Origin of the sequence: Methylicorpusculum sp. (assembly GCF_030651835.1) — a bacterium.
Taxonomy (GTDB): domain Bacteria; phylum Pseudomonadota; class Gammaproteobacteria; order Methylococcales; family Methylomonadaceae; genus Methylicorpusculum.
In genome coordinates this window covers 1-22960 of the sequence record NZ_JAUSBX010000058.1, presented here as the reverse complement: position 1 = coordinate 22960, position 22960 = coordinate 1, and the positions used below count along the sequence as shown (strand labels likewise).

Below are 22960 nucleotides of genomic sequence, written 5' to 3'. Positions count from 1 at the left end.
TCTTCAAATTGAGAATTGCTGCATGTAAAAAAGGCTGGCTACAGGAGTTATTTCAAATCCAAAGAAGCACAATAATCAGCACTTCCCGATTGACGTTAATTACGCTGATCTATAATGATTTACGATTGACCGGATGGGTTACCGGCGAGCGCTTCCTTGTTCCTGGCGGCCAAACCATCAATAATTGCGGCAAGCGACCCTTTATTCTGGAAATCATTTTGAAATGTCGTGCGGTAGTTGGTCACCAAACTGACACCTTCAATCATGATGTCATAGACTTTCCACTGGCCATTACTCAATACCATACGATAATTGACAGCGATCGGTTGCAGGCCGGGCTGTAATATTTCGGTTCTGACAACCGCTTTTTTATCATCAGCAGCCAGTTTCAGTGGAAGAAAGCGTACAGACCAATCTTTAAATTCAACAAAAGCACGCGAATAAGTTCTAACCAATAAAGTTTGAAATTCTTTTTTGAACCGGCCGCGTTCATCCTGAGGTGCATCTTTCCATATTTTGCCTAAGACCAGGGCAGAAATGCGGTTGAAATCGACATGCGGATAGATCACTGACTCAACAAATTGATTAATTTTTGCAAAGTCCTTGGTAAAAGCCGGATCCTGCATGTTTTGTTTCAACTGCACCGATGCCTGTTCAATCGCTTGCTGCGGCGCCAAAAGATCTGCCGCTAACGCTTTTGTCAATGGCATAACCAACAATAACGAAGCCCATAAGAGCAAGCCATAAATGCCAGAGCGATGATTTTTCATAATATCCTCAAAAAAATACAAAGAACAAAATATAAATTAGCCGAACGTCAAGCCCTGCTTACAAAAGCTTGATCTGATTGAGCGAAACTCTTTTCAAAAACTCTTGCAGTCAACCCGAGCATGATTTCAAAAGTGTAAACATTCCCTGTTACAATGCGGACTTAAAATTTAGCCCATTGCCGAACTCACAGACCCAACCGCCAAGATGACGCATAATACCATCAAATTTCCTTCTACACGCATGAGAAGAATGCGTTTTGACGCTTTTTCACGTCGATTAATGAGCGAAAACAAGCTTTCAGTCGATGATCTGATCTATCCGATGTTCGTCACAGAAGAACATAAGCTCAAACAGGCCATTCCTTCCATGCCCGGCATCGAGCGCTTCTCTCTTGATTTACTGCTTGAAGAAGCGCGTGAACTCAGCGAACTGGGCATACCTGCCATTGCACTGTTTCCGGTAACGCCACTAGACAAAAAATCGGAAGATGCCGCAGAGGCCTATAATCCGGAAGGCTTGGTACAGCGTAGCGTCAGAGCCTTGAAAGCCGCTTTCCCTGAATTGGGCATCATTACCGATGTTGCCCTGGATCCTTTTACCTCTCACGGCCAGGATGGTCTCATCAATGAAAACGGCTATGTCGTCAACGACGAAACGGTGGCTGTTTTAACCCGGCAAGCACTTTCGCACGCCCAAGCCGGTGCTGATATCGTGGCTCCTTCCGACATGATGGACGGGAGAATCGGAGCTATCCGGGATGTATTAGAGCAAAATGGCCATATCAATACGCGCATCCTGGCTTATTCGGCAAAATATGCGTCCAGTTTTTACGGTCCCTTCCGGGACGCGGTTGGCTCGGCCGCCAACCTTGGCAAAAGCAACAAAAACAGCTACCAAATGGACCCGGCCAATTCAGATGAAGCGCTGCGCGAAATCCAGCTGGATCTGGAAGAAGGCGCGGATATGATCATGATCAAACCCGGCATGCCTTATCTGGATATTATCCGTAGAGCCAAGGATCAATTTGGTGCCCCCACTTTCGCTTATCAAGTCAGCGGTGAATACGCAATGCTCAAAGCTGCTTCACAAAATGGCTGGCTGGATGAAAAAGCCGTGGTATTGGAATCGCTTCTGGCTTTTAAGCGGGCAGGCTGCGACGGGATTCTGACTTATTTTGCCAAAACAGCGGCGCGCTGGTTGAAAGATGGCTGATTACCCCGAAACAAGCGCATTACGTTTTGAGTGTGCGAATCAATTCGCACCGGCACTTTTTAATTCCAACATTAACCGAAGTTACTAAACGCTAAATTGACTTTCAACTACTTAACCCACTAGGAAACGCTTATGTCCGAAGACGCATTTATTTCCGAAAGACGCCGCAACCAAATAGAGGAAATCCTGTTGGTATTGCTGATCATTCTCTCTTTAGCCGGTGTGGGACTAACGGATTACGACCCCAGTGATGGTTATTTTTACTGGCTGTTTATGATGATCGTATTTGCATTTTCGGCCATGTTTATCGCATGGTTACAAAGCAAACATGAAGTTGAAGACCTCAAATCCATTTTACGCGAACAATCGCTACACTGGGGCGTCTCGATGTTGATCGTCGGCGCCGCTTTCATGGTGCAAAAATCAGGACGCATAGACCCCGCCAGTGCCGGCATCGTTATCTCGTTAATTCTGTCGCTTTCTACCATATTGGACGGCATTAGAATCGGCTGGCGATTCAGTCTGGTCGGCTTTTATCTGGTCATATCCGCCGTATTAGCCTCTTATACGCCCCATTCAATCTGGCAGGAAATTTTAGTCGCATTCACTATCATTGGCGGCACCGTGTTGTGGGAAATCCGGTCACGAAAAAAGGCTGCCGAATGAAAAACCGTTATGCCGTTTTTGGTCATCCCATCAAACACAGTAAATCGCCTCTGATCCACCAGGCTTTTGCGGAACAAACCTTACAAACAATGTCATATGAGGCGCAAGACGTACCGGCTGACCAGTTTGAAACGGCCGTCAAAGACTTTTTCAATCACGGCGGCAAAGGGCTTAATTGCACGATTCCTCTCAAAGAACTGGCATGTCTCAAGGCCGATATTCTTTCGCCCAGAGCGCAAGCCGCCAAAGCGGTCAACACCCTCGCGCTTCAGGAAGACGGCATGATATTCGGTGATAACACCGACGGTATCGGCCTGGTTCGCGATCTCACCATTAACCATGGCATCCTGCTCGATAATGCCCGGATTCTGATTTTAGGCGCGGGGGGGGCTTGCCGCGGCATCATCAGGCCGTTGATGGATCATCATCCACAAAGCCTGTTTATCGCTAATCGAACCGCATCCAAAGCTGTCACCTTGGCCGAGGAGTTTTCCGGACTCATTGCCATTAAAGGCGGCAGTTTTGATCAATTGAGCGGCCGGCAGTTTGATTTGATCATTAATGCGACCGCGGCCAGTTTGTCTAATGATTTACCCCCCCTTCCCGCCGGCCTGTTGGCTGACAATGGCAACTGCTACGATTTGGCCTACGCTAACGAACCGACACCCTTTGTTCAGTGGGGAAAGATCAATAATGCCGGCAAAAGTCTGGATGGTCTGGGCATGCTGGTGGAGCAGGCAGCTGAAGCTTTTTTTATCTGGCGTGGTGTCAAACCAGACACACAACCGGTCATCACTCGGCTTAGAAACGCTCATGCTATGACTTGAAAACCGTCAGGAGCGAATTGATTTGCCCCGTCAAAACCTTGATACTTAAAAAACAGAATCCCGGCTTAACCCGGCTTTTCAATAAACGGCCTCACAACAATACAACAAGCACTGACCATGATTAACGATTATGAAGAAGACTACCTGGAAGAAGAAGACGATGACGAGTACATTGAGTACGCGATACGTCCCAACAAAACGCAAATCAAACGCGAAATTGCCGCCCTATTTGAATTAGGCGAAGAACTGGCCGAACTATCCAATGCCCAACTGAATCAACTGGATTTGACCGATGAATTAAAAGCCGCAGTCGTTCTGGCAGCGGGCATGCCGCCCAAAGGTGCGCGTAAACGCCAGCTTAAATTTATCAGCAGTTTACTTCGCAATGTCGACTCTGAAGCCATACTTGAAAAACTGGCAAGAATGAAAACTCAAAGCGCTCATGCTGTTAGAGAGCATCACAAAGTCGAAAAATGGCGCGATCGTTTAATAGCCGAAGGCAATGACGCCTTAACTGAATTACTGGATGATTATGCGCAAGCCGATCATCAGCACTTAAGACATTTGGTCAGAAGCGCCCAAAAAGAAGCCGAATTGGCAAAACCGCCCAAATCATCCAGACAGCTCTACCATTATTTGAAAGAATTATTTGAAACCGATTCAGCAACAGACAACGACGATCAACCCATTGACTAAATAGACGCCTTGAATTCACCAGGAATACGCCAGTTAAATGGGATGACTGGCCGCACCAATAAGCTTTCGTTTAATCATGTCTAACCTGAGTCCACTCATCATCTGAACCCGGATCAAACGGATTTACTTTATCCGTCAAGATAATACAGACCGAGCAGATGTAAAAAACATCCGAAGGGAAGCAATGACTCAAAAAAGCAATTTTTTTTGTATCTGCTCACCCCCTCCAATTTTATTGAGTAGCTGAATATCGACAAAACCCATTTTTTGGTACTGGTTTTAGGGCTTAACGAAGAGCAAACGAATGGTTTAACCAACATGCACGATGTGACTTTCGTTAATGAAACTAATTTTATTGAGCATATTACGCAATTAAGCTCATAAACCGCACCTCTCTGATGGCCTGTTCTTAGACTCCAGGTGTTAATCTTCACGATAAAACCACTTCCAACATCGGCACTTCCCATTGCTCGACTTTACATCGCGACTGGTATTCTTCTTCAGAATCGGCTTTATATCGCGCAATCATGGCTATAACGGTGGCTGAGTGGATGTTTTTATAACGTTCTTGCCATTTCTGGCCGGCGTTTTTAGAAAGTGCGGCGATAGTCATCGTATCTTTTTGCAAGACGAGTTTTCCGTTTAGCTGTTGTATTGTAACGACAGATCCTGCACTTAGACTTGCCAGCTTTTGATGAATGGGATGATGTTCCGGAAAACTTGCCGCATAGCTTAAATCAAAATCTTTCAAGCCCAGAAAAGCATATTCCTTATTGATGGAAGACATGGCTTCGTCATCATCCGGCACACCCTCACGTTGCACACTAAAATCGCCTATTAAAGACGCCGGATAAGGATTGCGCAAATCCAGCCTTTGCATTAAACACAGCGTCTCTTTGGCCCGGGTCATCGCGACATATAACAACCGGCGCTGTTCCTCTGTCGCAGGCGTTGTCCAACCACCATCAAGCACAAACACATGCGAAAATTCCATTCCCTTTACAGAATGAACCGTGCTGAGAAATACGCCCTGCCCTAAGCGGCACTCTCTTCGCTGTTCGGCCAGCGACTCATAAAGATATTCCAGCAGTTGCTGCTTGCCGATGTCTTCATCGCCGGTTTCCACCTGCCATTGCAGCAACAGTTGCTTAAGCTGATTGGTCCAGGTGTTTGGCACGCCGTTTTCAGCATTCTGTAAAAAACTCAGCCAGTCACCGGCTTTACAAACCTTACGACCACTGTCTTTGATTGCCTTGAGTAAGGCCAGGTTTTCCCGAACACGAAACGGCGGAGGCTGAGCGTCTTTAGGTAAAGCCAAGCTCAACGGGATAGTTTTCGCGTCCAGACACGCTCGAACCGGATTCAACAACCGCCATTCTGTGGTCAACACCGCACATTGCCGCCATTCAAGACTGCTGTCCAGTTGCCTCAGACGCAACAGCTCGTCAACCAGCACTTGGGCTTGCTGCATTTCATTCCGGCACGTCAAAATCTGCACGCGCCCATGGACTAAAGGATCGAGTTTTTCCCAACGTCCACCGGCAGCTAGGCTTTTTCTTCCCAGGTTAATCCGAATCGGATGCTGCTGTTTCATCCGGTCGCGATTTTGTTGAATCAGCTGATTGGCGGCTGCAATGATATGTGCGCTGGACCGGTAATTCTCAACGAGATAGTGCTGGTAAGCCTGATAATCGTTTTCAAATTGGCGAATAAAGCCGATGTTGGCGCCACGGAACTGATAGATATTTTGATCGTCGTCACCTACTGCAAGAATAGTTAAACGGCTGTCTTCATCTTGCTTTCTTCCGGCTATGGCGGCAATCAGTTCATACTGCAATTCGTCGATATCCTGATATTCATCAACCAGAATAAACCGGTACCCCGCCAGTAAACGGTCCCGCATTTCATCGCTGCCTAAATTCATGCAGCCCTGTTGCCCGTTCAACAGTTTAATCGCCTGACGGATCATGTCCTGAAAAGTCTGCTCGGCGCCGGATTCCGGGGTCTTCTCAAGGCCAGTCAAGGCATGACCGGATAATCGCAGACTCAGTCCATGATAGGTTTGGATGGTAACGGATTTAGCTTCCGGACCGACCAGATCAAACAGACGCTGCCGTAATTCGGTTGCCGCATTACGGTTAAAACACAGCACCAAAATACTGCGTGCCAGCACTTGTTTTACGCGTAACAGATACGCACAACGATGGATCACCACACGCGTCTTACCGGAACCGGGACCGGCCAGAATCAATAAATTCTGCTCTTCCGAACTGGCCACCATTGCCTGTTGTTCCGGGTTTTGAAGATCACTGACAATACGCTGAAACGACTGCTGACTGGTGGCCCGTTCCAGAATTTCTTTTCGCCCCTGAAAATAGCGTTTTACAAATTCGGTTTTATCCTGAGAAAAATATGCGACGACAAATGCCAAAGCCTGCCCGATTTTTTCCAGTCCCTGCCGCGCGTATTCATTCATGACGTGAACCTGAAAAATACGCTCACTGTAATGTTGCGACAAAGTCTCATAGTCGCCTTTACTGTATCGTCGCCGTTGCGCTTCTGGTAGCACTCGTATCGTCATGGCTTGCCGGAATACAGCCAGGCCTTTTTGCAGCGTGATGATTCTTTGTTCATGCAGATAATTAAGTCCGCGCTCCACCGCCGCCAAGGGGTCTGTTAATTCCGAGCGCAAATGGATATCCTGATTCAGCGCCGCCAGTAAATCTTCCACCGAGAACTCCACCAACAAATCGGCTCCCGGCTTGGTTTCAGCCGGTATTTTTTGTAATAGGGTCTTCAGTGAAATCTGGGCTACCGCCTGGCGACGTTCGATGGTTCCGGACAATGCCCGCCAGCCGCGGTTAAGCTTGATCCGGTATTGATCCTGTGAAACATGACGGATAAACAGACTGCCTTTGTTGCCCGCCAGACCTTGCCCGTCCTTGCTCATGGACACCAGCAACAACCTTAACACTTCGGGATTACAATCTTTAAAGCCCTGGTCCAGCAAGTGTTGATTGACATGCCGTAATGACAGGTTTTGCCATTCTTCGGGACCGGCATCCGGTGCTTGCTCCTGCAACAAATTGACCAACGCATTTTCCAGGGTGCAGATCTGTTCCAGCAGCGAACTCGACGCATTGGCAACTTTGTAACGGACAAACGCGGTCAACAATAGATTTTTTTGAATGATGCCCGCAGAGGACATATCGTATAAGGTACGGATAACCCGTTGGCTGGCCGTTTCGTTGATTTTGTTTTGCCCGGGTTCGTTGTTGTCTTCCGAAAACTCGCTCAAAAGTGCCAACTCATCGGCACTGAACCCGTCATCACTGTCGGCATTGAATAACGCATCCAGAATAGCCAGCCAGCGCTTTTGCTGACGTTCGGACAAACCCAGCTTGGCTATTTTCTGCTGCGCTTCGTCCAGGTTTTTAACCAGAGGCCGACCCTGAAAAACCTGCGTTTTGTTTTCGTTACGTTCAACAAATCCGGTCCGCTCCAGCCAGGATATTGCCGTCATCACTTTAGTCGGCGCATCCGGATCTTCGGCCTCAAACGTAGTATCAACCGCTTCATTCTGCAGTATTTCCCCGGCAGTAATCACGACATTGCCGGATTTATCCTTGCGTATTCCGCGTAAACCCCTGAGTATCTGCGCAATGTCGCGCTGATTGAGCTGCGAAGAAGCCGACAGTTTAAACTGGCTATCAATGTCATTTTCATCAAACAGCAAAATACATTCGGCTTCGTTCTGATCACGCCCCGCCCGGCCCGCCTCTTGTAAGTAATTTTCCAGTGAACCGGGAATATCGGCATGAATCACCAGCCGGACATCTTCTTTATCGATCCCCATGCCAAACGCATTGGTTGCCGTAATGACCCGGGTCCTGCCACTGATAAAGTTTTCCTGGATATGTTTTTTTTCAGCGGCATTTTTCCCGGCGTGAAACGCCTCAACCTGCCAATCCTGATTCTGTAAAAATTCGGCAATGGCTTCGGTTTGTTTACGTTTCGCACAATAAATAATCGCGCTGCCGCCATTATTTTCGGCCAAACGCTCATGAAGCAAGCGGTTGATGCGTGAATATTTATCGACACTGCTGACCGTTTGCACTTCAAACAGCAAATTGTTTCGCTCGACCCCACCCTCAAATAGTTGTAAATCCTGGGCCAGATTAGCCCTGAAGTAATCAATGATCTCATTTTTGACATCCTGTTTGGCGGTCGCGGTAAAGCATTGCACGGGCGGCAATAAAGCCTGCTGTTTTTCAGCAAATTCCTTGATAAACCGAGCGACATATAAATAATCGGGCCTAAAGTCATGCCCCCATTTGGACAAACAATGCGCCTCATCAAATACCCAGCAACCGATTTCCCGGTGCTCAATCGCTTTTTGAAAACCCGTATTGCGCAACTGCTCCGGCGATACATAAAGCAACGCAATGTCACCCATCTGTATGGCTTTTATGACTTCGCCGCGTTCGGGCGCAGTCAGCATGCCATATAAAGCAGCGACGTTGGGCGCCCCGGTTTTGTTGCGCAAATTATCGACCTGGTCTTTCATCAAAGCCTGTAACGGCGAAATCACAATGGTCAGTACACCGCGCCGCTGATAACGCACCAGTGCCGGCAATTGAAAACACAAGGATTTTCCGCCACCGGTTGGCAACACGGCAAATAAGGGCATATCCGCCATTCCAGCTTGCACAATGCTTTGTTGAAGGCTTCCGCCCTCGGAATTTTCCGGCTGCGATCTAAAAGCAGAAAAGCCGAAATAACGTTGTAGTTGAGAAACAGGATGATGTGTTTCTTGACAATAAACGCAGTCCGGCGACTGACAGGGAATATCACGTAATTGCCGCAATGCAGGAGTAACCGCCTGAAACTGTTGCCGCACCCAGGGCGGCAGAACCGAATTACCGCCTGAAACCCGTAACCATGCCAGACAATAAGCTAACGCAGGACGTAATTCAGGATTCGGCAAATAGGCCAAAATCACTTTATTGAAAGCGGTTTTGCAGACTTTCCCCAACGTCTCTTTTTTGAATAAATCAAACGCGGCACCGGCATTCAAAGGTTGCGCACCCATGGCATGAAAAGCCCTTTGTAAACCGGTGAAACGGGGTTGGCCGGAAAAAGCATAATGATAAAAAGACAATAACTGCCCTTCGACCTGCTGGGTCTGAAAGGCTTCCCATTGGTCTTGAAACAGCGACAACGCTATCTTCGCATCCGAAACCGGATCACTCTGACTGTCTCGCAATAATTTGTAATTTTTGACTAAGCGATGATAGGGATTTTCAGGGAAAGCCAGCGGCGATAAAAATAAGGTATCAATAACCGGTTTACTTAGAAAACCAAGCTGCCGGTTAACAGCCTGACACAAAGGCAGATCATGCAAAATAAGATTATGCCCTAATACAAACTCGGCCTCAGCAGTAAACTGATCCAGTTCGCCCAGTACTTGATGAATCTTAAACGGGGCTCGCCGGTTAAATACACGGCCCTGAAAAACAGCACCAACGGCAAAAATCTCTCCATTGTAATCAGCTTCCAAATCCAGGCTGCAAAGGGTGTTAGAAAAGCTTTGCCAATCCATTGTGATTAATTCACTGTTATTTTTGTAATCATGCTGTACATAGGTACATACGATAGTCGTAATGCGGGCTTCATGCTCTGTAATGATGAAATGGTGTTCATGATCCTTAATCAGAAAACAGGTGTTGCAGGTTAACCAACTGAACCCAGCCAAGAACCGTTAAGAACATCACAGCTTTACTTTAAATCCGGTGAGATTTTAAAAATTTATGCGTGACAATTAGGATATTACTGGTAGTTTATGAGACACTTTAGCAACAAAACAACAAATTGTGTCTATTTGATCACAAATTGATCTAAAAGCCTGTTCTGTACAGCTGACGTTTAGGAAACATCTGATATCCTTTATCAAAAGATGACAAAAAAGGTGAACACCATGAAAATTATAATAAACAGCAGTACCCCCGATATATTGAATACTTTAGCCCAAGACTTTAACGGCAACAGCATCTACGGAGTAGAATTTATTCTGGAAGATTTGTATGAAAGCAACAAAAAAGAATTATTCAAAAAAGAATCCGACAATTTCGACTGGTTCGGATTGTCCGACTTGTGCATCTAAAATTTTTAAGTCCAATACATAATAGTGATTACTTTTTCATTCTAAGTGCCTGACCTCTTAATCAGGCACTTATATTGAACCCTTGCAAAGTCACTGATACGCTCCCCACATTAATTTCGTTCATAATAAAACTTTTCGTTCTTTAAGCTGTTTTGCTCATGCAGGCTTGACCCGATGAATGAAACTTTTGAGCAACCTGTTCAATCTCGTTAAAACCATACTGGTCTTTCATAACATCAGGCCCACCCTCAACCAGCTGGTCAAAATCGGATTCATGCCCTGACTCCAGGTATCGATACAAATCGTCAATATTTTCTTCTTCAATATTCACCCCATTCATGCGGGCATAGGCGAGTATAGCCAGACGGAAGGTTCTGTTATCCGGACTGAAGAAGATTTTTGCCGTATTTCCCGCTGTTTTAATGCCGGACTGGCTTGGAAAATCCAACGGATTACGAAATATATTGGGCACATCAGATACAACTTGGTCCGGTGAGTTATGCACTGCCTTTAACAACTTAATAAAGCTGCGCTTTACGTCGCTTTTAACCTGCCCCGGTCTTCAATAAAGTAAATACTTCTTTCATTTGTTCTTCAGTTAGGAATAAGCACAAAATTACCTCCACAAGCATAACTGTTTGTGGGGTTCGGTGGCTCGTCTGACAGGGTCCGTGTAGGCTTGACGGCGTCAATCCCTGACGCCGACACCTGTCAATCGAGCCACCGAACCCCTTCCAGTCTTTGAAGAAGTTGTTTCATGCTCGTTTCTTAAAGGTACAGAGGTGTCAACCCCTTCTTACAGCTTAACTTTGAAGTTATCGTAAGATAAATCCATCGGATCACTATTCTCAATTTTTAATGAGCAAGTGGCCTGGCTATCAACCGCATCAGCGTCCAAAAAATTGCCCGAGTTCATTTTTTGGCTGAGTGAAGCCAGGATGACTTGTTCGGAGAGATTAATCTTGCTCGCTAGCGTATCGTTGGATTTTATACTGGAGCACGAACTCAAAACGGAGGTTAATGCCAACATCAAAATAGACAACCAACCATATTTACTTTTCATATTCATTACCTCTGAAAAATAAGTTTTTAAGACAGTCTGATTCTACCCTGAGCAACTTTACCCGACCACCGGCCGTTAACAGCCACTTTCGCACTAATGAAATATTTCAGCAGAGACCGTTAAGGGCAAAAACAGGGAATCCAAAGCAAAGCTTAACGGCAGATCGACGATTGGATAACGCGGCGGTATCACTTTGAATCGGCTTAGCGCAATATCATTTCGGACTATAGCGGCCCAATCAAGCCGTGTTCCACTATAAATAAACACCCGTTCATAAAGGGGGCTATCTGTTTCTAATGTTTTAAATGTCGCGCATCCGGACAATACTGTGACGCTGATTGCACACCATATCAAATGTTTGAACATACGCAGCCCCGTTTGAAGTTTGAAATGCCGCCCTGGTGGAGCCCGATTATAGTTTTCATCATCACGCTGCTATTCAATTGACAATATCAGCCCCTTCCCCAGATCAAGTTCCAGCGAACAACGCTCTTTTCCGCAAGAACTCTGACTGTAACTGAATTGCCGCTTTGACTGACTAAGTTCATTGTCAAAAATCACGACTATGTTTCTATAGTGGCCGCCCAATCCATTCGCATTAAAATAACGATCAAAGTTATCCGCCAATGCCTTTGCGGCCTTGTCATAAACAACGCCGGTTTGGGCTCGCCCCTTGGCTTCCAGATTTTTAGAAACGTCTTGCTTCAGTTGATCAATAAGCGTTTTACCATCCGGCCCGAACAAAAACCGATGCCAACTTTCACGTACTGTTGAAAATTCAAAAGCAACCGGGGTAGATAAATACAGTTTCGGAACATGAATATAAACACTCTCGTTTTCAACCGCATGCCTTAACTCAGCAAGCTTGATGTAATAGGTGTAATTGGCAACGAGTGAGAGTTTGACCTGCGTATCTCCCACAGGAAACCCCAACACATGCCTGTATTTTTCAATCGTAAATTCTTCATTACCGGCAAGTCTGGCGACAACATACTCGTCCGCGCCTTCCAGAGAAATAAACCGGCTGAAACTTTTACTCACTTCCTGCGTATCCACCAAAGAAATACGGCCGCCATAAAACCACCAGATTACAACAATAAGGGATAACAAACTGATGATAAGGCTGACGAAGACTTTAATACTTTTAATCATATTTGTAGTAAAAAAATTAATAGGTGATTTCAGTTGATTGAAAAAACACCTAGCTTCCAAACGGCACTGTTAGTGTTAACAGTTGGTGTCGGCTCGGGCAATCAATGCCGGAATGGCGGCGTTGATGAAAGGAGTAAAACGGAGACTCATTCTACCGTTCCGGAGTTCATGATAAATGACTGATAGGGAAAACAGGCCGGTCAAAACCTAATATTCCTGATCCAGAAATGTGCCGGTCCTGGCTATCGCCGGAATCAGGACCTGATCAGCATAGAACGAACCGGTTGTCTCCAAGGGCTTTTGGTTAATTTTCCCTGCTGCATCCGGCGCATGACCGTGACCCGCCAATAACTGATCCAGCATCGGTTGATAGCCGGGTTGCCAGGCCTCTAGTTCGTCAAAGGAATTGCGTAGCGATTTAAGTATCTTCATGCCGGAATAGTCCAGATCACCCCAAAACCACACTGGAATAGTCTCGTTACCGTCAAGCAGCCAGGTCAGAAAACGTTGGCGTGATGCTTCCGCCAGGCTGCCGTGACTGGCGAAATAAACAGAAGACCCGAGGGTCGTCCGCAACCGTTTGGCCGCACCCTTAAAACCCGAGGCAAAGACCAGCACCAGACCGGCAAAACGCCCTGTAACATCGCGCGTCGCACGTTCGAAACTGACCAGATTTTCAATAAACAGTACACCGCAGAACACGTGCTCCGGCAAAAAAACTTGAAGCTGAATAGGCAATTCCGGAAATGGACACTCATCGACCTTCAGAATCGCGGCAACCAGCGATTGCCGATTATCCAACACCTTGGATTGGCCCCAAAACAAGCGTGCGGAAACTTCGCGCAGCAACAGCGGTTGGTTGGCAAGATCAGCGAGCAGATTAAGTCGCTCGACGATCTCTGCGGCAGACTTGCCCGGAATTTCCAGTTTTTGATTGGCGACGCTGTCCCTTACCCTGGTGTCAGCCTTTAGCAAACCGAACACCGCCTCTCGCCAGCGCTGCTGGCTGGATATCATCGGCTCAAGGCGTGAAGTAGTCTCGCGAATCGCGGCTTCGTCAGTGATTTGTATGCGAGGATTCAATTCATAACCGGCTTTTCCCTGTTGCGGTCGGTCAGTCTTGATGCGAATCCAGCCCCATGCCTGTATCTGCTCTATTTGCGACCAATAGTTGGCCTTATCGGCTTCAAATTCCGCATTGAACAGCGCCGAAAAAATACGCCCATCCAACTTGACCGCCTGCATCGACCGGCCCGTTGCATGCGCTTTGTCGAGTCTATCAACCAACAGATTCAGCAATGCCCTGATTTCGGACTTATACAGCCACTGCGGCGGGGGCATTGTCACATTTTTTCCTCGGCTTCAAATTCAAGCCTGGTTTGCTGGCGAACCTGTTGACGACGATACTCCCACAATTCTCGCAGCTTATCGGGATTCAGGTCTCGTTCGTCGGATTCGGAAATAAAATCGACCTCACCGTTACCCTCAGCCTCGGTGCGCGTAAAACTCCATTCCTTGGTAAATTCGGTTTTGATGGCGCCTGCATGTTTGGTCGGCATCGCGCAAATCAACTGCATGCCGAGACTGTCCCGAATAAAGCGGATCACGTCATGAGCCCGGCGCTCGTCCATTTTGGCGAAAGATTCGTCGTTAACCAGCAATTTCAGATTCATACCTTTATCGAAATGTTTCAGACGGTTGGTCACCACTGCAGCCCGGACGATATAAGCCGGGGTTTCAAGCTGCCCGCCGGAACCGGTTCCCCACTCTGAAAGCGCAACGCGCGAACCACTGTCTGAATCCTTCCAGATTTCATAGCGGCGGTAGTTGCGGTAATCGGCGACCCGTTGTAATTCCTTCAAAGCGCGTTCCTGATCATCCGAAAGCAGAAAGCCGACCAGCCGATCCCGAATTTTGCATTGTTCAAGGCTCAACTCACTGGTATCAAAAAGGTCGCCGGACTCCTGCGATTCAGACATATCGTAGGCTGCGCAAAAGAAATCGTAATACTCCTTAAACTCCGGTACCCACACCGACCAATCCAGCTGAAACCGGTCAGTGCCGAATTTTAGCCGGTTCAATTCCGCATTTAAAATCTTCAAGGTACTCACGCCTTGATCGACAGCATTGCGGATTTCATAACAAAATTGCTTGGTGAATACATCCTTGAATGACGATTCAGCGGTACGCAATTTATCCAGGTTTTTGACGAAACCGATTTCCCGCTGTTCGCGCAATTGCTCTTTAAGCCGCTCGAATAACTGAACCAGTTGACGGTAATGCCCGGTAAAATCGGTGTCGCGCAATTCACTATCGTATTGCAACTGCAGCTGTTCATGACTGCGAGCATGCTGATTGTACTCGGCGATTTTTTCGTGCAACTTGCTGTAGGCGCTGTTGGCTTCGATTAGCTTGGCGGTATGTTCAGCCTGCAACTCATCGTTCGAAAACTGCGAGGATTCAACGATGACATCAACTGCTTGCAAAAGTGCCGTCAATGACTGGCTTTCATTAACCGAACAGATCCATTTTATGGGTTGCAAGCTCCTATCGATCTGTTTTTGTCTATCGGGCAAACCTTGTTCCAGCAATGCCGACCGGTTTAGCTGCTGTTCTTTGGCTTTCAGGTATTTACCTACTTCCTGGTTACCGAGGGTCACCTGTTTTTCCAGATCGGCAATCAGTTGCTCAAGGGTGTCTTTCTCGGCCTCCAACTGGTCGACTTCAGTCAAATCGAGGCGTGCCAGATCAGCGTGGGCGGCTTGACTGTCATGAACAGTCTGCTCCAGTTTGGCAGCATCGGCAAAATTCGGCTCTTTCAAATCATGAAGCGAGTCCAGTAACTCATTTAGCTGCCTGCCTTCGTCTTGTAATACCAGCAATTCCTGCTCGGCCTTGCCGTGCGCCTCCATCGCGTTTTGACGCGCCTGACGCTGGGCTTCCTTGCCGAAAACCAGCGCATCGGCATCGCCGGTAAACAGCGTGCGTGACCCGGCCGCCTTACCGTCTTTCATAACCCCGCGCGGCGTAACACGAAGCTGTTCGACGTTATCGACCTTGACGACATGACCGTATTGTTCGACCAGATAGGCATAAGCCAGCGGATGTTCGGTATGCAATTCGTGGATGATGGAGTCTTGGGAGACGCGTTCCGGTTTGGCATTACGTTTACACAGCGAACCCTGAATCACTTTGGCACGCAAATGCTGCTTTCTGACAAATTCGATGGCTCGTGCTTCCCAGTCTTCATCAACCACAAAGTTGAAGCGGGCACCGGCAATATAGCCTTCAATCGCAGGCTGCCATAACTTATCTCTGGGTTCGATCAGATCGCACAACACCTGTGCCCGGGCTGCCGGCAGTTCGGCGCGAAAGGCTTTTAGCGCCTGGGTGATTTCCCGCGGATAATCGGCTCCGCCTTCGGCCAGATTGGCCTTGCGCTGAGCCAGAATTTTTTCCCGGTCCTGAGCCTCGTCCAGACGCTTTTGCAACTGACCAAGCTGGCTTTGAACGGTAGCGACAAAACTGTTACGGGTTCCAGTCAGCGCTTGATAAAGCCGCTCAAAGCCTCCGTTCAAGCCTTCCAAGGCGCGCACCGTAACCAATACCTCTCGCGGATCCTGTCCGGCAAGCAATTGTTGCTCAAGCTGTCGGCACGGCGTATGTCCTATCGCAGCCATCACTTCGGCCAGCAACTCTGCCGCTACCGATAGCTCACGTTTGGATGCCGGAAATGCCATACCGGCAATCGCCTGCGCGGCAGATTGTAAATGCCCTGCCTGTTGAAGCGCTTTTTGCAGATTGCCAATCGCCGCTTTTGCTTCAAGCCGAACCGATTCCAGGCGTTCGGTAATACGACGTTTCTGATCGGCTGCCGCAATGCCGCTCAACCGCGCAGCCAACTGGATTTGACTTTCAACGTAAGCTTTCTTGTCCCGGTTCAACCCTTCAATCCGCGCATTGGCGTCCTGGATATTTTTGTCCAGTCCGGCCACCGCCGCTTTGGCTTGCTGTATCTGCAACAAATCGCCCTGCAAAGCTCGCTGCGAATGCGCAAGTTGATACTGAACAGCGGTTTCATAAGCCGTATTGGCTTTCGTCAGCGTTTTTTCAATGCTTTCAAGCCTGACCACATTCGCCTGCAGCCGGTCGCCTTCGATGCGCAATTGATGCACCTGCCGCATTAAACCGCTGATCTGGCTAATCCGCTGCGGCAATTGCTGGAGATCGTATTCCAGAATCTGGGTTTTCACCAGATCATCGACGCTGCCTATGGGCTTATGGGCGATAGACTGGCTCCAGGCTTTCGCGGCCAGTTCCGCTTCAGAAAACGAAACGTTGCGCTGCCCGCGAAAACGGCCATACAGCTGACACAGATATTCGCGCTTGGCATCGCGCAGATTCAGCACCTGTGCATAGCGGGCTTTCAGGTGATTTTCTACTTTCTCAACCTCGACAACGCACATGTTGTCGCTGCCGTCGTAATTAACCAAATCACTTAAGCCCAGCTCGGCATCGTCGATCAGCAACAAAGCCAGACGTTCTTGTACCGCCTGTCGACGATCGCCTGAACCATCTACCCGAACGGCAGCGCCGATCAAAGCGGTAAAAGGCTTGCCCACCTCGCCGCTATCAGGCTTGAACACCGCCGCGACATAGCCGTGAGCGCCATCCGGGCGGGCAAACAGATTGTCTTCGGCACCAGCGATGTAAGACCACAAGGTACGTTTGCTTTTGCTGCCGCGCGAAGTTTGCTTGGTTTCATCCTGGCCGGGGTTGTAGCTGTAAATATTTTGATGGGCGGCAGTCATCACTGTTTGCAGCGCATCCAGCAGCGTCGATTTGCCGGAGCCGGTAGGACCGGTCAACAAGGTCATATTGCCCATCTCGTATTCGTCGCTACGCAGAGCACCCCAGTTAACCAGGATCAGCTTATCCAGTTTCATAGGCTGTGATCTCCACTTTCCGGTTCACCGGCTACGTCGATAATGCCCTCAGCTTCCAAGGCCGCCGCCAGAACATCCTCACCGATAATACCGAGGATGGTTGGCCGTATCGCAATCAGCGCATCTTCATCGTGCATTGAGAACAACGCGCCGTATTGGATCAAACGATGCCGTTTCAAATCCTTAAGCAAGCGGTCGCGGTCACCCAGATTATCGGGCAAGGGCCGTTTAATCTGGATTTGCTGAGTGGTCGCCAGTTCCTCGAAACGAATCAGGACTTCGCCGTCATCGCTCAAGCGACCACCGCCTTCCGCCAAGCCTTGCTGATATAAAAACCGCAAGGCCAATGCCGCCGCAACAAAATCAGCAGACAACCGGGCGCGTAACGAGGGTGCAGGATCGTTATCGTCCTCAGCCAATCCCGGTATCTGCGCGCCAGGCGCGTATAGTCTGAAGAATTCATTTTGCAGGTCGTGGATGAGCCGAAAGCCCGCCAGAGCAAAATATTCGGTCAGCAGGTTTTCAATGCGGCAAGCGTCATCGTAATAACGCTGTTCGACACCGTCTTCGTCGCGAACGATAATGCCCCAGGCAAAAAGTCGCGCGGTGATTTCCTGAAAGCGTTGCAATTTAAGGTTTTCAGGTTCCAATCGGTCAAGCAGGATTTGAGTCAGCGTCATGGTTAAATTCAATTTGATAGTCACTTCCTGTGTAGTAAGCGTTGTGTAACCGGCCACGCAGTTTGGTGGCTTTAAGGGTTTCATCTCGGGATGACCGCACGGCCTCAACCATCTGCATGGCTTGCAACACATCCGATGCGGTCTCTATAGGCAAGCTTGAGAGCCTTATTGACCGTTGCTGCAAGCGTAATTCACGGCGAATGTAATCAACCACATCCTGATTGGAGAGCGTAAACGCTGCCGCCTCGCTACGCTGCATCGCTGCCTGCAAGCGCGCTTCGCGGCTGACTTTGGGCAGAGCGGTGACGGTCAACGCCTTGCGCCGTTGCGAAGCACTGCGCAATTTGAAAGCCGCCGGATCCAGCAAACGGATTTCGCAGGCGGCAATATCGGTACCTAAACGTTCCAAAAACAGGGTCTGCGCTTCACCTTCAAGCGCGGCTGTCTGTGCAATGGCGCGGCTGTAAGCTTGGCGGCTTTGCCCGCCTTGAAGCATTAATGCCTGCTGGACAATACTGGCTGCGCGGCGCATATAAGTATTCATTGCCTTGATCAGTTCCGGATGTTTTGCGGTACAGGCAACTTCTACCCGGTCTTCGATACGATCAAGTAACCAATCAAAAATCGCGGTATCAGCCCGTTCTTGATTGGCCCAGACGGCAATATCCTGGAGCTGGCTTTCGAAGGCATTAAACTTGTCGCTTTCCAGATTGCGCAAGCGGTTCAAGCTATCGCGAATCGCCTGACGGTGACGCTCGACATTGTCGGCAGTCAACTGCTTTTTAAATTCTTTTTCGAAACGGTCCAGAAATGCGATAAATTCTTCCCAGGGTGTATTAGAGGCCTCCGACATCAAACGACGCACCAGTTCCTGAAAATAATCGACACCCTCCGATAAATCGCTGATGATTTTTTCGGCATAATCATAGGCATCGACCAAATCATAAGCATCGATATTTTTGCGCGCTGCTTCCAGAGCATTACGGCAACTGCGGACATTACGCTGACGGCTGCGGGATCGCAAACGATCCAGCGACCACAAGGCTTCAGCGAACAATTTTCCTGCCCGGGTAAAACGATAGGCGGTCACCAAACCCGCGCGATCGCCAAAGGTTTCCAGCCAGCCGTCTTTCAGCAGTGCGCGGATCAGCGCATTAGTCAGTTGCTGATCGTCGGCATTATCCAATCCGGACAGTTCACCCTCGTCAAAAACGCTGTCAGCCGCAATATCATTAATCAATACCTGCACGGTCGGCGCCAGCAAATCCTTTAAATTGTCGCGGCTCAGATTCTGCGAATAATCCGCGCTAGGCCCATGCAGACTGTCATATAAGGTACGAAGACAGGCCACCACCAGTTCACGGCGTTTTCCATTCAACGGACGAAAAAAGTTCAGCCGTTCTGCTTCAAAAAACACGGGTTACCCAAAAGTCTGTTATTCCAACACTCACCAATATAATTCCCCAAAATGCAGTTTGCTCAGCTATATCCATCGTAGATCGAAATTCGGCACCGGGCTGCCCGTCAAAGGACGCCGTAAAACCATCCCTATAGGCTCTATGCCAGCATCCATGCTGGCAAAGCCTTTGCCGAACACCCCGTTGCCTCCTTAGGCACTGCCGAAATTTGAAGTGCGAAAGGTATAACACGGCTGATTATCCGGGCTGATTATATCAAACATATCAAGCAGCGCTGGCTTTAGACGATCTCAACAGCAAGTCTCAATTTGAAGGGATGAACACGCTCAACTATTTACCAATAAACCTTCGCTCGTGTAAGCATTTGTACGGATTTTATTTTGCCTGTTTCTTTGCTTCAATTAGAAACAGGCCAATCTTTGCAATGAATAAACAAGCTCGAACAGAACTCTGGATTTGGCCAACACTGAATATGCCCCTTCCTATTGAGAAATTAACGTTCTCGCAAACACTCTATACCGAAAGTAAACCGGTGACTTTTGCGAAACATCCGTTATAAATTATAAAAATACCGGAGGTATATCATGCCGGTCAAAGCGTGGATACATTGGCTTGATGAAAATCAGGAACAGGGTTCCAGGATTCATGAAGCCGTCGATTATCTGATCAAAAATGGCATCGAGTTACAGACCCCTGATGCGTGCCTGACCAACTGCCCTGGAGTCATTTTCACCAGCGATATGACTCCGGCAATTTGCGAACAGCTGCGCCATTTCAGTTGCAATGGACAAATACAGGTGTTGGCCTGCTGTTTAAAATCGATTCCGACCGATGCGGCCTGGCAATTGATGGAAGCCGGCGCGGCGGATGTATTGTCATGCGCAGAATACAGCAAGTTAGTCAATGAAATCATGACCCGGCTCCACCGATGGAATAGAGTGGACCGGATGGTCAATTCACCGGAAGTAAAGAACACCTTGATCGGAAGCAGTCCGTCTTTGAAGTCGATTCTCCGCCAAGTCGTGGAAGTGGCTCATTTTTCAGACTCTCCGGCACTTATTCTGGGTGAAAGCGGAACCGGCAAGGAACTTCTGGCCAACCTGATCCATACGCTGGATTCCCGCCCCGGCAAGGGTAATCTGGTTGTCCTCGATTGCAGCACCATCATGCCGGGCTTGTCAGGGACCGAATTTTTTGGTCATGAGCGCGGCGCTTATACCGGCGCAGTTTCCTCGCGGGACGGCGCCTTCGCTATTGCTAATGGCGGGACGCTGTTTCTGGATGAAGTGGGCGAATTGCCGATGACACTGCAAACCCAGTTACTCAGAGTGATTCAGGAACAAACCTTCAAACGCCTTGGCAGCAATGCATGGCAGCGAACCTCGTTTCGGCTGATTTGCGCCACCAATCGGGATCTCAAGGCTCAAGTCCAGCGAGGAGAATTCCGTGCTGACCTCTATTACAGGATTGCCGGTTATGTCTTTACATTGCCGCCATTACGAGAACGGCCGGAAGATATTCTTCCCTTGGCCTGCCATTTTCTGAAAGAGCAGCATCCGGACTCGACGCCCCCCGTTTTGGATACGCCTGTTCAAGAATATCTGTTGCGCAGGGACTATCCGGGTAACGTGCGAGACCTCAAACAGGTTATAGCCCGTCTGCTGTGCCGTTACACCGGACAGGGATCTATCACGATGGGTTGCATTCCACCGGACGATAGACCGATTCTGACAGAGTCTTATCAAGACTGGCGTGATGCGGGTTTTGATCGTGCGGTTCGAATAGCACTGAGACAAGGTATAGGACTAAAAACCATCAGTCAACGCGCTAAAGAGACCGCAATCCGCATCGCTATGAATGAAACAAACGGAAATCTGCAACGGGCAGCCCTGCTTTTGGGCGTGACCGACCGCGCCCTGCAAATGAGGCGAGCAGCGCAGCGTCAGGTACAGTAGGCACCCGTCAATTGCGTTCTGACTATTAGCGGTCTGTATCGAGCGGCTCCACACCTGACAGAGCTGATCAGATTCAGGAAATTTCCCGCCAGTATCAGGTTTTCTTGTGCGGGTGCTAAACGCAAGGCTCTGATTTTGGCAAGCTCAACACCGGGATGCAGCCAGGGGCCGTCCGAGCCGAACAAAATCTTACCGGGTCCGGCTCTTTTGACGGCTTGATCCAGAAGATCAAAGCGCCGCACACCGGCGGTATCGGTGTAAATATTCGGATGCCTGACCAAATGATCAATTAAGGCAAGTTGAGCCCGCCAATCATCGGCAAAGCTGCCCAGATGAGGAATAATGAAATTGACATCGGGGTACTCCTGAGCCAGTAACTCGCATACAGAAACCTCTCCCCCTACATCATAAAGTACAGGCAAGGCAAAGGCCCGAGCGACGGCACAGATCTCACGACTTATCAGGCCATCGTGACGGTGTACCTTGATACCGACAAAACCATACTGCTCTACCGCAATCTTAACCAGTTTGAGCACGCGTCCACGATCTCGCACCGGGTGGACAAAGGCAAAGCCAAAAAAACGGCCGGGACGGCTCGATACAATCCGCGCCACCTCTTGATTAGCAACGGCATAGTTGGAATGAAAAGCAGAGAACAATACTGTCCGATTAATTCCTGCCGCAGCTGCCCGGCGCAAATAGTCATGCAACGGCGCGCTGGTGTCCCAAGGCCCGGTTAAGCCGTCTCCTTTTCCTGCATGGCAGTGACAATCAATAATCATTGTGCAGCCCTCCTATTGGATATTTAACTACGACTTAGGATATTGCTGGAAACAGCTTGCGGCTAAACCGGTCTTGTTTGACATCCACTAATACGCCCCCAGTACGAGTATCGTTTTACCTTGACGAATCCACCTGCCTGATTGAGCAGTTCCCCTGTTCCCGACCATGGAGCCGGACCTGTTGAAGTTGGATGGAAGATGCGCAACATGTCGCCGAGCCGCAACCATAACAGCATTTTTTGCTGCTGCTTGTGAATCCGCATTGGGGTCAGCCTGCGCGGCTTGCCGGGCCGCTGTCCCCGCAATCCGAACAAATCGGCGCGCTATTTCAAACTCCTGATCTTCCTGTGCGAGCTCACCGTATTCAAGTTCCAATGCCTTGCTCAATGCGCCACCTAGAGCAGATCCAACAGCGGTGCCAACACCGGGAATAGGGATAAATGAGCCGAGTGCACCGCCAACAACAGGCAGCGCTGCCTTGGCGACACCCCTCAGTGTCAGGATAGTTGTCGCCTCTAAAATTTTATAGAGGTACAAAATGCAAACCCGTTATAGTGAAGAATTTAAACAGCAAGCCCTGAGTAAAGTATTGCAACGCGGTGATAAAAGCATTCAATCGATTGCCGATG

At 48.7% G+C, this 22960-nt stretch carries 18 protein-coding genes; 6 read left to right on the top strand and 12 right to left on the bottom strand.

Annotated features, from left to right (window positions below):
* Positions 1-119 precede the first annotated feature (119 nt).
* Positions 120-770, bottom strand: a complete 651-nt coding sequence (locus Q7V32_RS07640) for a phospholipid-binding protein MlaC (RefSeq protein WP_304896385.1) — start codon at positions 768-770, stop codon at positions 120-122.
* A 205-nt stretch (positions 771-975) separates the two neighbouring features.
* Between Q7V32_RS07640 and hemB the strand changes: the two genes are divergently transcribed.
* The 4 genes from hemB to yjgA all read left to right on the top strand — a co-directional run bounded on the left by hemB (position 976) and on the right by yjgA (position 4172).
* Positions 976-1983 carry a porphobilinogen synthase gene (hemB, locus tag Q7V32_RS07635; protein WP_304896384.1) on the top strand — a complete coding sequence of 336 codons (1008 nt, stop codon included), beginning with the start codon at positions 976-978 and terminating at the stop codon, positions 1981-1983.
* A gap of 132 nt (positions 1984-2115) precedes the next feature.
* The gene (locus Q7V32_RS07630; protein ID WP_304896383.1) at positions 2116-2649 is read left to right on the top strand and encodes a hypothetical protein; all 534 of its coding nucleotides are present in this window, start codon (positions 2116-2118) and stop codon (positions 2647-2649) included.
* The gene (gene aroE, locus Q7V32_RS07625) at positions 2646-3476 is read left to right on the top strand and encodes a shikimate dehydrogenase (RefSeq protein ID WP_304896382.1); all 831 of its coding nucleotides are present in this window, start codon (positions 2646-2648) and stop codon (positions 3474-3476) included. Before Q7V32_RS07630 ends, aroE begins: the two co-directional genes overlap by 4 nt.
* 117 nt (positions 3477-3593) lie before the next feature.
* Entirely contained in the window at positions 3594-4172 is a 579-nt protein-coding gene (yjgA, locus tag Q7V32_RS07620) for a ribosome biogenesis factor YjgA (RefSeq protein ID WP_304896381.1), read from the top strand.
* Positions 4173-4602: 430 nt separating this feature from the next.
* Here yjgA and Q7V32_RS07615 read toward each other — a convergent pair whose 3' ends face one another.
* Positions 4603-9774, bottom strand: coding sequence for a RecQ family ATP-dependent DNA helicase (locus tag Q7V32_RS07615; protein ID WP_304896380.1), 5172 nt, complete (start codon positions 9772-9774; stop codon positions 4603-4605).
* 375 nt (positions 9775-10149) lie between these two features.
* On the opposite strand from Q7V32_RS07615, the gene Q7V32_RS07610 reads away from it, so the two are divergent.
* Positions 10150-10335, top strand: a complete 186-nt coding sequence (locus Q7V32_RS07610) for a hypothetical protein (protein ID WP_304896379.1) — start codon at positions 10150-10152, stop codon at positions 10333-10335.
* A 142-nt stretch (positions 10336-10477) separates the two neighbouring features.
* On the opposite strand, the gene Q7V32_RS07605 is transcribed toward Q7V32_RS07610, so the two are convergent.
* The 8 genes from Q7V32_RS07605 to Q7V32_RS07570 form a co-directional block, all read right to left on the bottom strand.
* Positions 10478-10807: a hypothetical protein gene (locus Q7V32_RS07605; RefSeq protein WP_304896378.1), complete on the bottom strand. Its 330-nt coding sequence runs from the start codon at positions 10805-10807 to the stop codon at positions 10478-10480.
* Between the two features lie 324 nt (positions 10808-11131).
* Positions 11132-11398, bottom strand: a complete 267-nt coding sequence (locus Q7V32_RS07600; RefSeq protein ID WP_304896377.1) for a hypothetical protein — start codon at positions 11396-11398, stop codon at positions 11132-11134.
* Between the two features lie 93 nt (positions 11399-11491).
* A complete protein-coding gene (locus Q7V32_RS07595; protein WP_304896376.1) occupies positions 11492-11764 on the bottom strand; it encodes a YceK/YidQ family lipoprotein in 273 nt (90 codons plus the stop codon).
* 69 nt (positions 11765-11833) lie between these two features.
* On the bottom strand, positions 11834-12550 hold the full coding sequence (locus Q7V32_RS07590) for a hypothetical protein (protein WP_304896375.1): 717 nt from the start codon (positions 12548-12550) through the stop codon (positions 11834-11836).
* Positions 12551-12757: 207 nt separating this feature from the next.
* A complete protein-coding gene (locus Q7V32_RS07585) occupies positions 12758-13891 on the bottom strand; it encodes a Wadjet anti-phage system protein JetD domain-containing protein (protein WP_304896427.1) in 1134 nt (377 codons plus the stop codon).
* Positions 13892-13893: 2 nt separating this feature from the next.
* Positions 13894-17496 (bottom strand): ATP-binding protein, encoded by a 3603-nt coding sequence (locus Q7V32_RS07580; RefSeq protein ID WP_304896374.1) that lies wholly within the window; start codon positions 17494-17496, stop codon positions 13894-13896.
* Positions 17493-18176, bottom strand: a complete 684-nt coding sequence (locus Q7V32_RS07575) for a DUF4194 domain-containing protein (RefSeq protein WP_304896373.1) — start codon at positions 18174-18176, stop codon at positions 17493-17495. Before Q7V32_RS07575 ends, Q7V32_RS07580 begins: the two co-directional genes overlap by 4 nt.
* Positions 18151-19593: a Wadjet anti-phage system protein JetA family protein gene (locus Q7V32_RS07570; protein ID WP_304896372.1), complete on the bottom strand. Its 1443-nt coding sequence runs from the start codon at positions 19591-19593 to the stop codon at positions 18151-18153. The genes Q7V32_RS07575 and Q7V32_RS07570 overlap by 26 nt, the downstream gene beginning before the upstream one ends.
* Positions 19594-20178: 585 nt before the next feature.
* On the opposite strand from Q7V32_RS07570, the gene Q7V32_RS07565 reads away from it, so the two are divergent.
* The gene (locus tag Q7V32_RS07565) at positions 20179-21549 is read left to right on the top strand and encodes a sigma 54-interacting transcriptional regulator (RefSeq protein WP_304896371.1); all 1371 of its coding nucleotides are present in this window, start codon (positions 20179-20181) and stop codon (positions 21547-21549) included.
* Here Q7V32_RS07565 and Q7V32_RS07560 read toward each other — a convergent pair.
* Both Q7V32_RS07560 and Q7V32_RS07555 read right to left on the bottom strand, forming a co-directional pair.
* The gene (locus Q7V32_RS07560; RefSeq protein WP_304896370.1) at positions 21537-22331 is read right to left on the bottom strand and encodes an amidohydrolase family protein; all 795 of its coding nucleotides are present in this window, start codon (positions 22329-22331) and stop codon (positions 21537-21539) included. The genes Q7V32_RS07565 and Q7V32_RS07560 overlap by 13 nt on opposite strands.
* Before the next feature lie 87 nt (positions 22332-22418).
* The gene (locus Q7V32_RS07555; protein ID WP_304896369.1) at positions 22419-22868 is read right to left on the bottom strand and encodes a hypothetical protein; all 450 of its coding nucleotides are present in this window, start codon (positions 22866-22868) and stop codon (positions 22419-22421) included.
* Positions 22869-22960: the final 92 nt, after the last annotated feature.

Coding starts and splice junctions, on each gene's coding strand:
- Q7V32_RS07640 (WP_304896385.1), bottom strand. CDS start 770: ATGAAAAATCATCGCTCTGGCATTTATGGCTTGCTCTTATGGGCTTCG.
- hemB (WP_304896384.1), top strand. CDS start 976: ATGACGCATAATACCATCAAATTTCCTTCTACACGCATGAGAAGAATG.
- Q7V32_RS07630 (WP_304896383.1), top strand. CDS start 2,116: ATGTCCGAAGACGCATTTATTTCCGAAAGACGCCGCAACCAAATAGAG.
- aroE (WP_304896382.1), top strand. CDS start 2,646: ATGAAAAACCGTTATGCCGTTTTTGGTCATCCCATCAAACACAGTAAA.
- yjgA (WP_304896381.1), top strand. CDS start 3,594: ATGATTAACGATTATGAAGAAGACTACCTGGAAGAAGAAGACGATGAC.
- Q7V32_RS07615 (WP_304896380.1), bottom strand. CDS start 9,774: ATGGATTGGCAAAGCTTTTCTAACACCCTTTGCAGCCTGGATTTGGAA.
- Q7V32_RS07610 (WP_304896379.1), top strand. CDS start 10,150: ATGAAAATTATAATAAACAGCAGTACCCCCGATATATTGAATACTTTA.
- Q7V32_RS07600 (WP_304896377.1), bottom strand. CDS start 11,398: ATGAAAAGTAAATATGGTTGGTTGTCTATTTTGATGTTGGCATTAACC.
- Q7V32_RS07595 (WP_304896376.1), bottom strand. CDS start 11,764: ATGTTCAAACATTTGATATGGTGTGCAATCAGCGTCACAGTATTGTCC.
- Q7V32_RS07590 (WP_304896375.1), bottom strand. CDS start 12,550: ATGATTAAAAGTATTAAAGTCTTCGTCAGCCTTATCATCAGTTTGTTA.
- Q7V32_RS07585 (WP_304896427.1), bottom strand. CDS start 13,891: ATGCCCCCGCCGCAGTGGCTGTATAAGTCCGAAATCAGGGCATTGCTG.
- Q7V32_RS07580 (WP_304896374.1), bottom strand. CDS start 17,496: ATGAAACTGGATAAGCTGATCCTGGTTAACTGGGGTGCTCTGCGTAGC.
- Q7V32_RS07575 (WP_304896373.1), bottom strand. CDS start 18,176: ATGACGCTGACTCAAATCCTGCTTGACCGATTGGAACCTGAAAACCTT.
- Q7V32_RS07565 (WP_304896371.1), top strand. CDS start 20,179: ATGCCGGTCAAAGCGTGGATACATTGGCTTGATGAAAATCAGGAACAG.
- Q7V32_RS07560 (WP_304896370.1), bottom strand. CDS start 22,331: ATGATTATTGATTGTCACTGCCATGCAGGAAAAGGAGACGGCTTAACC.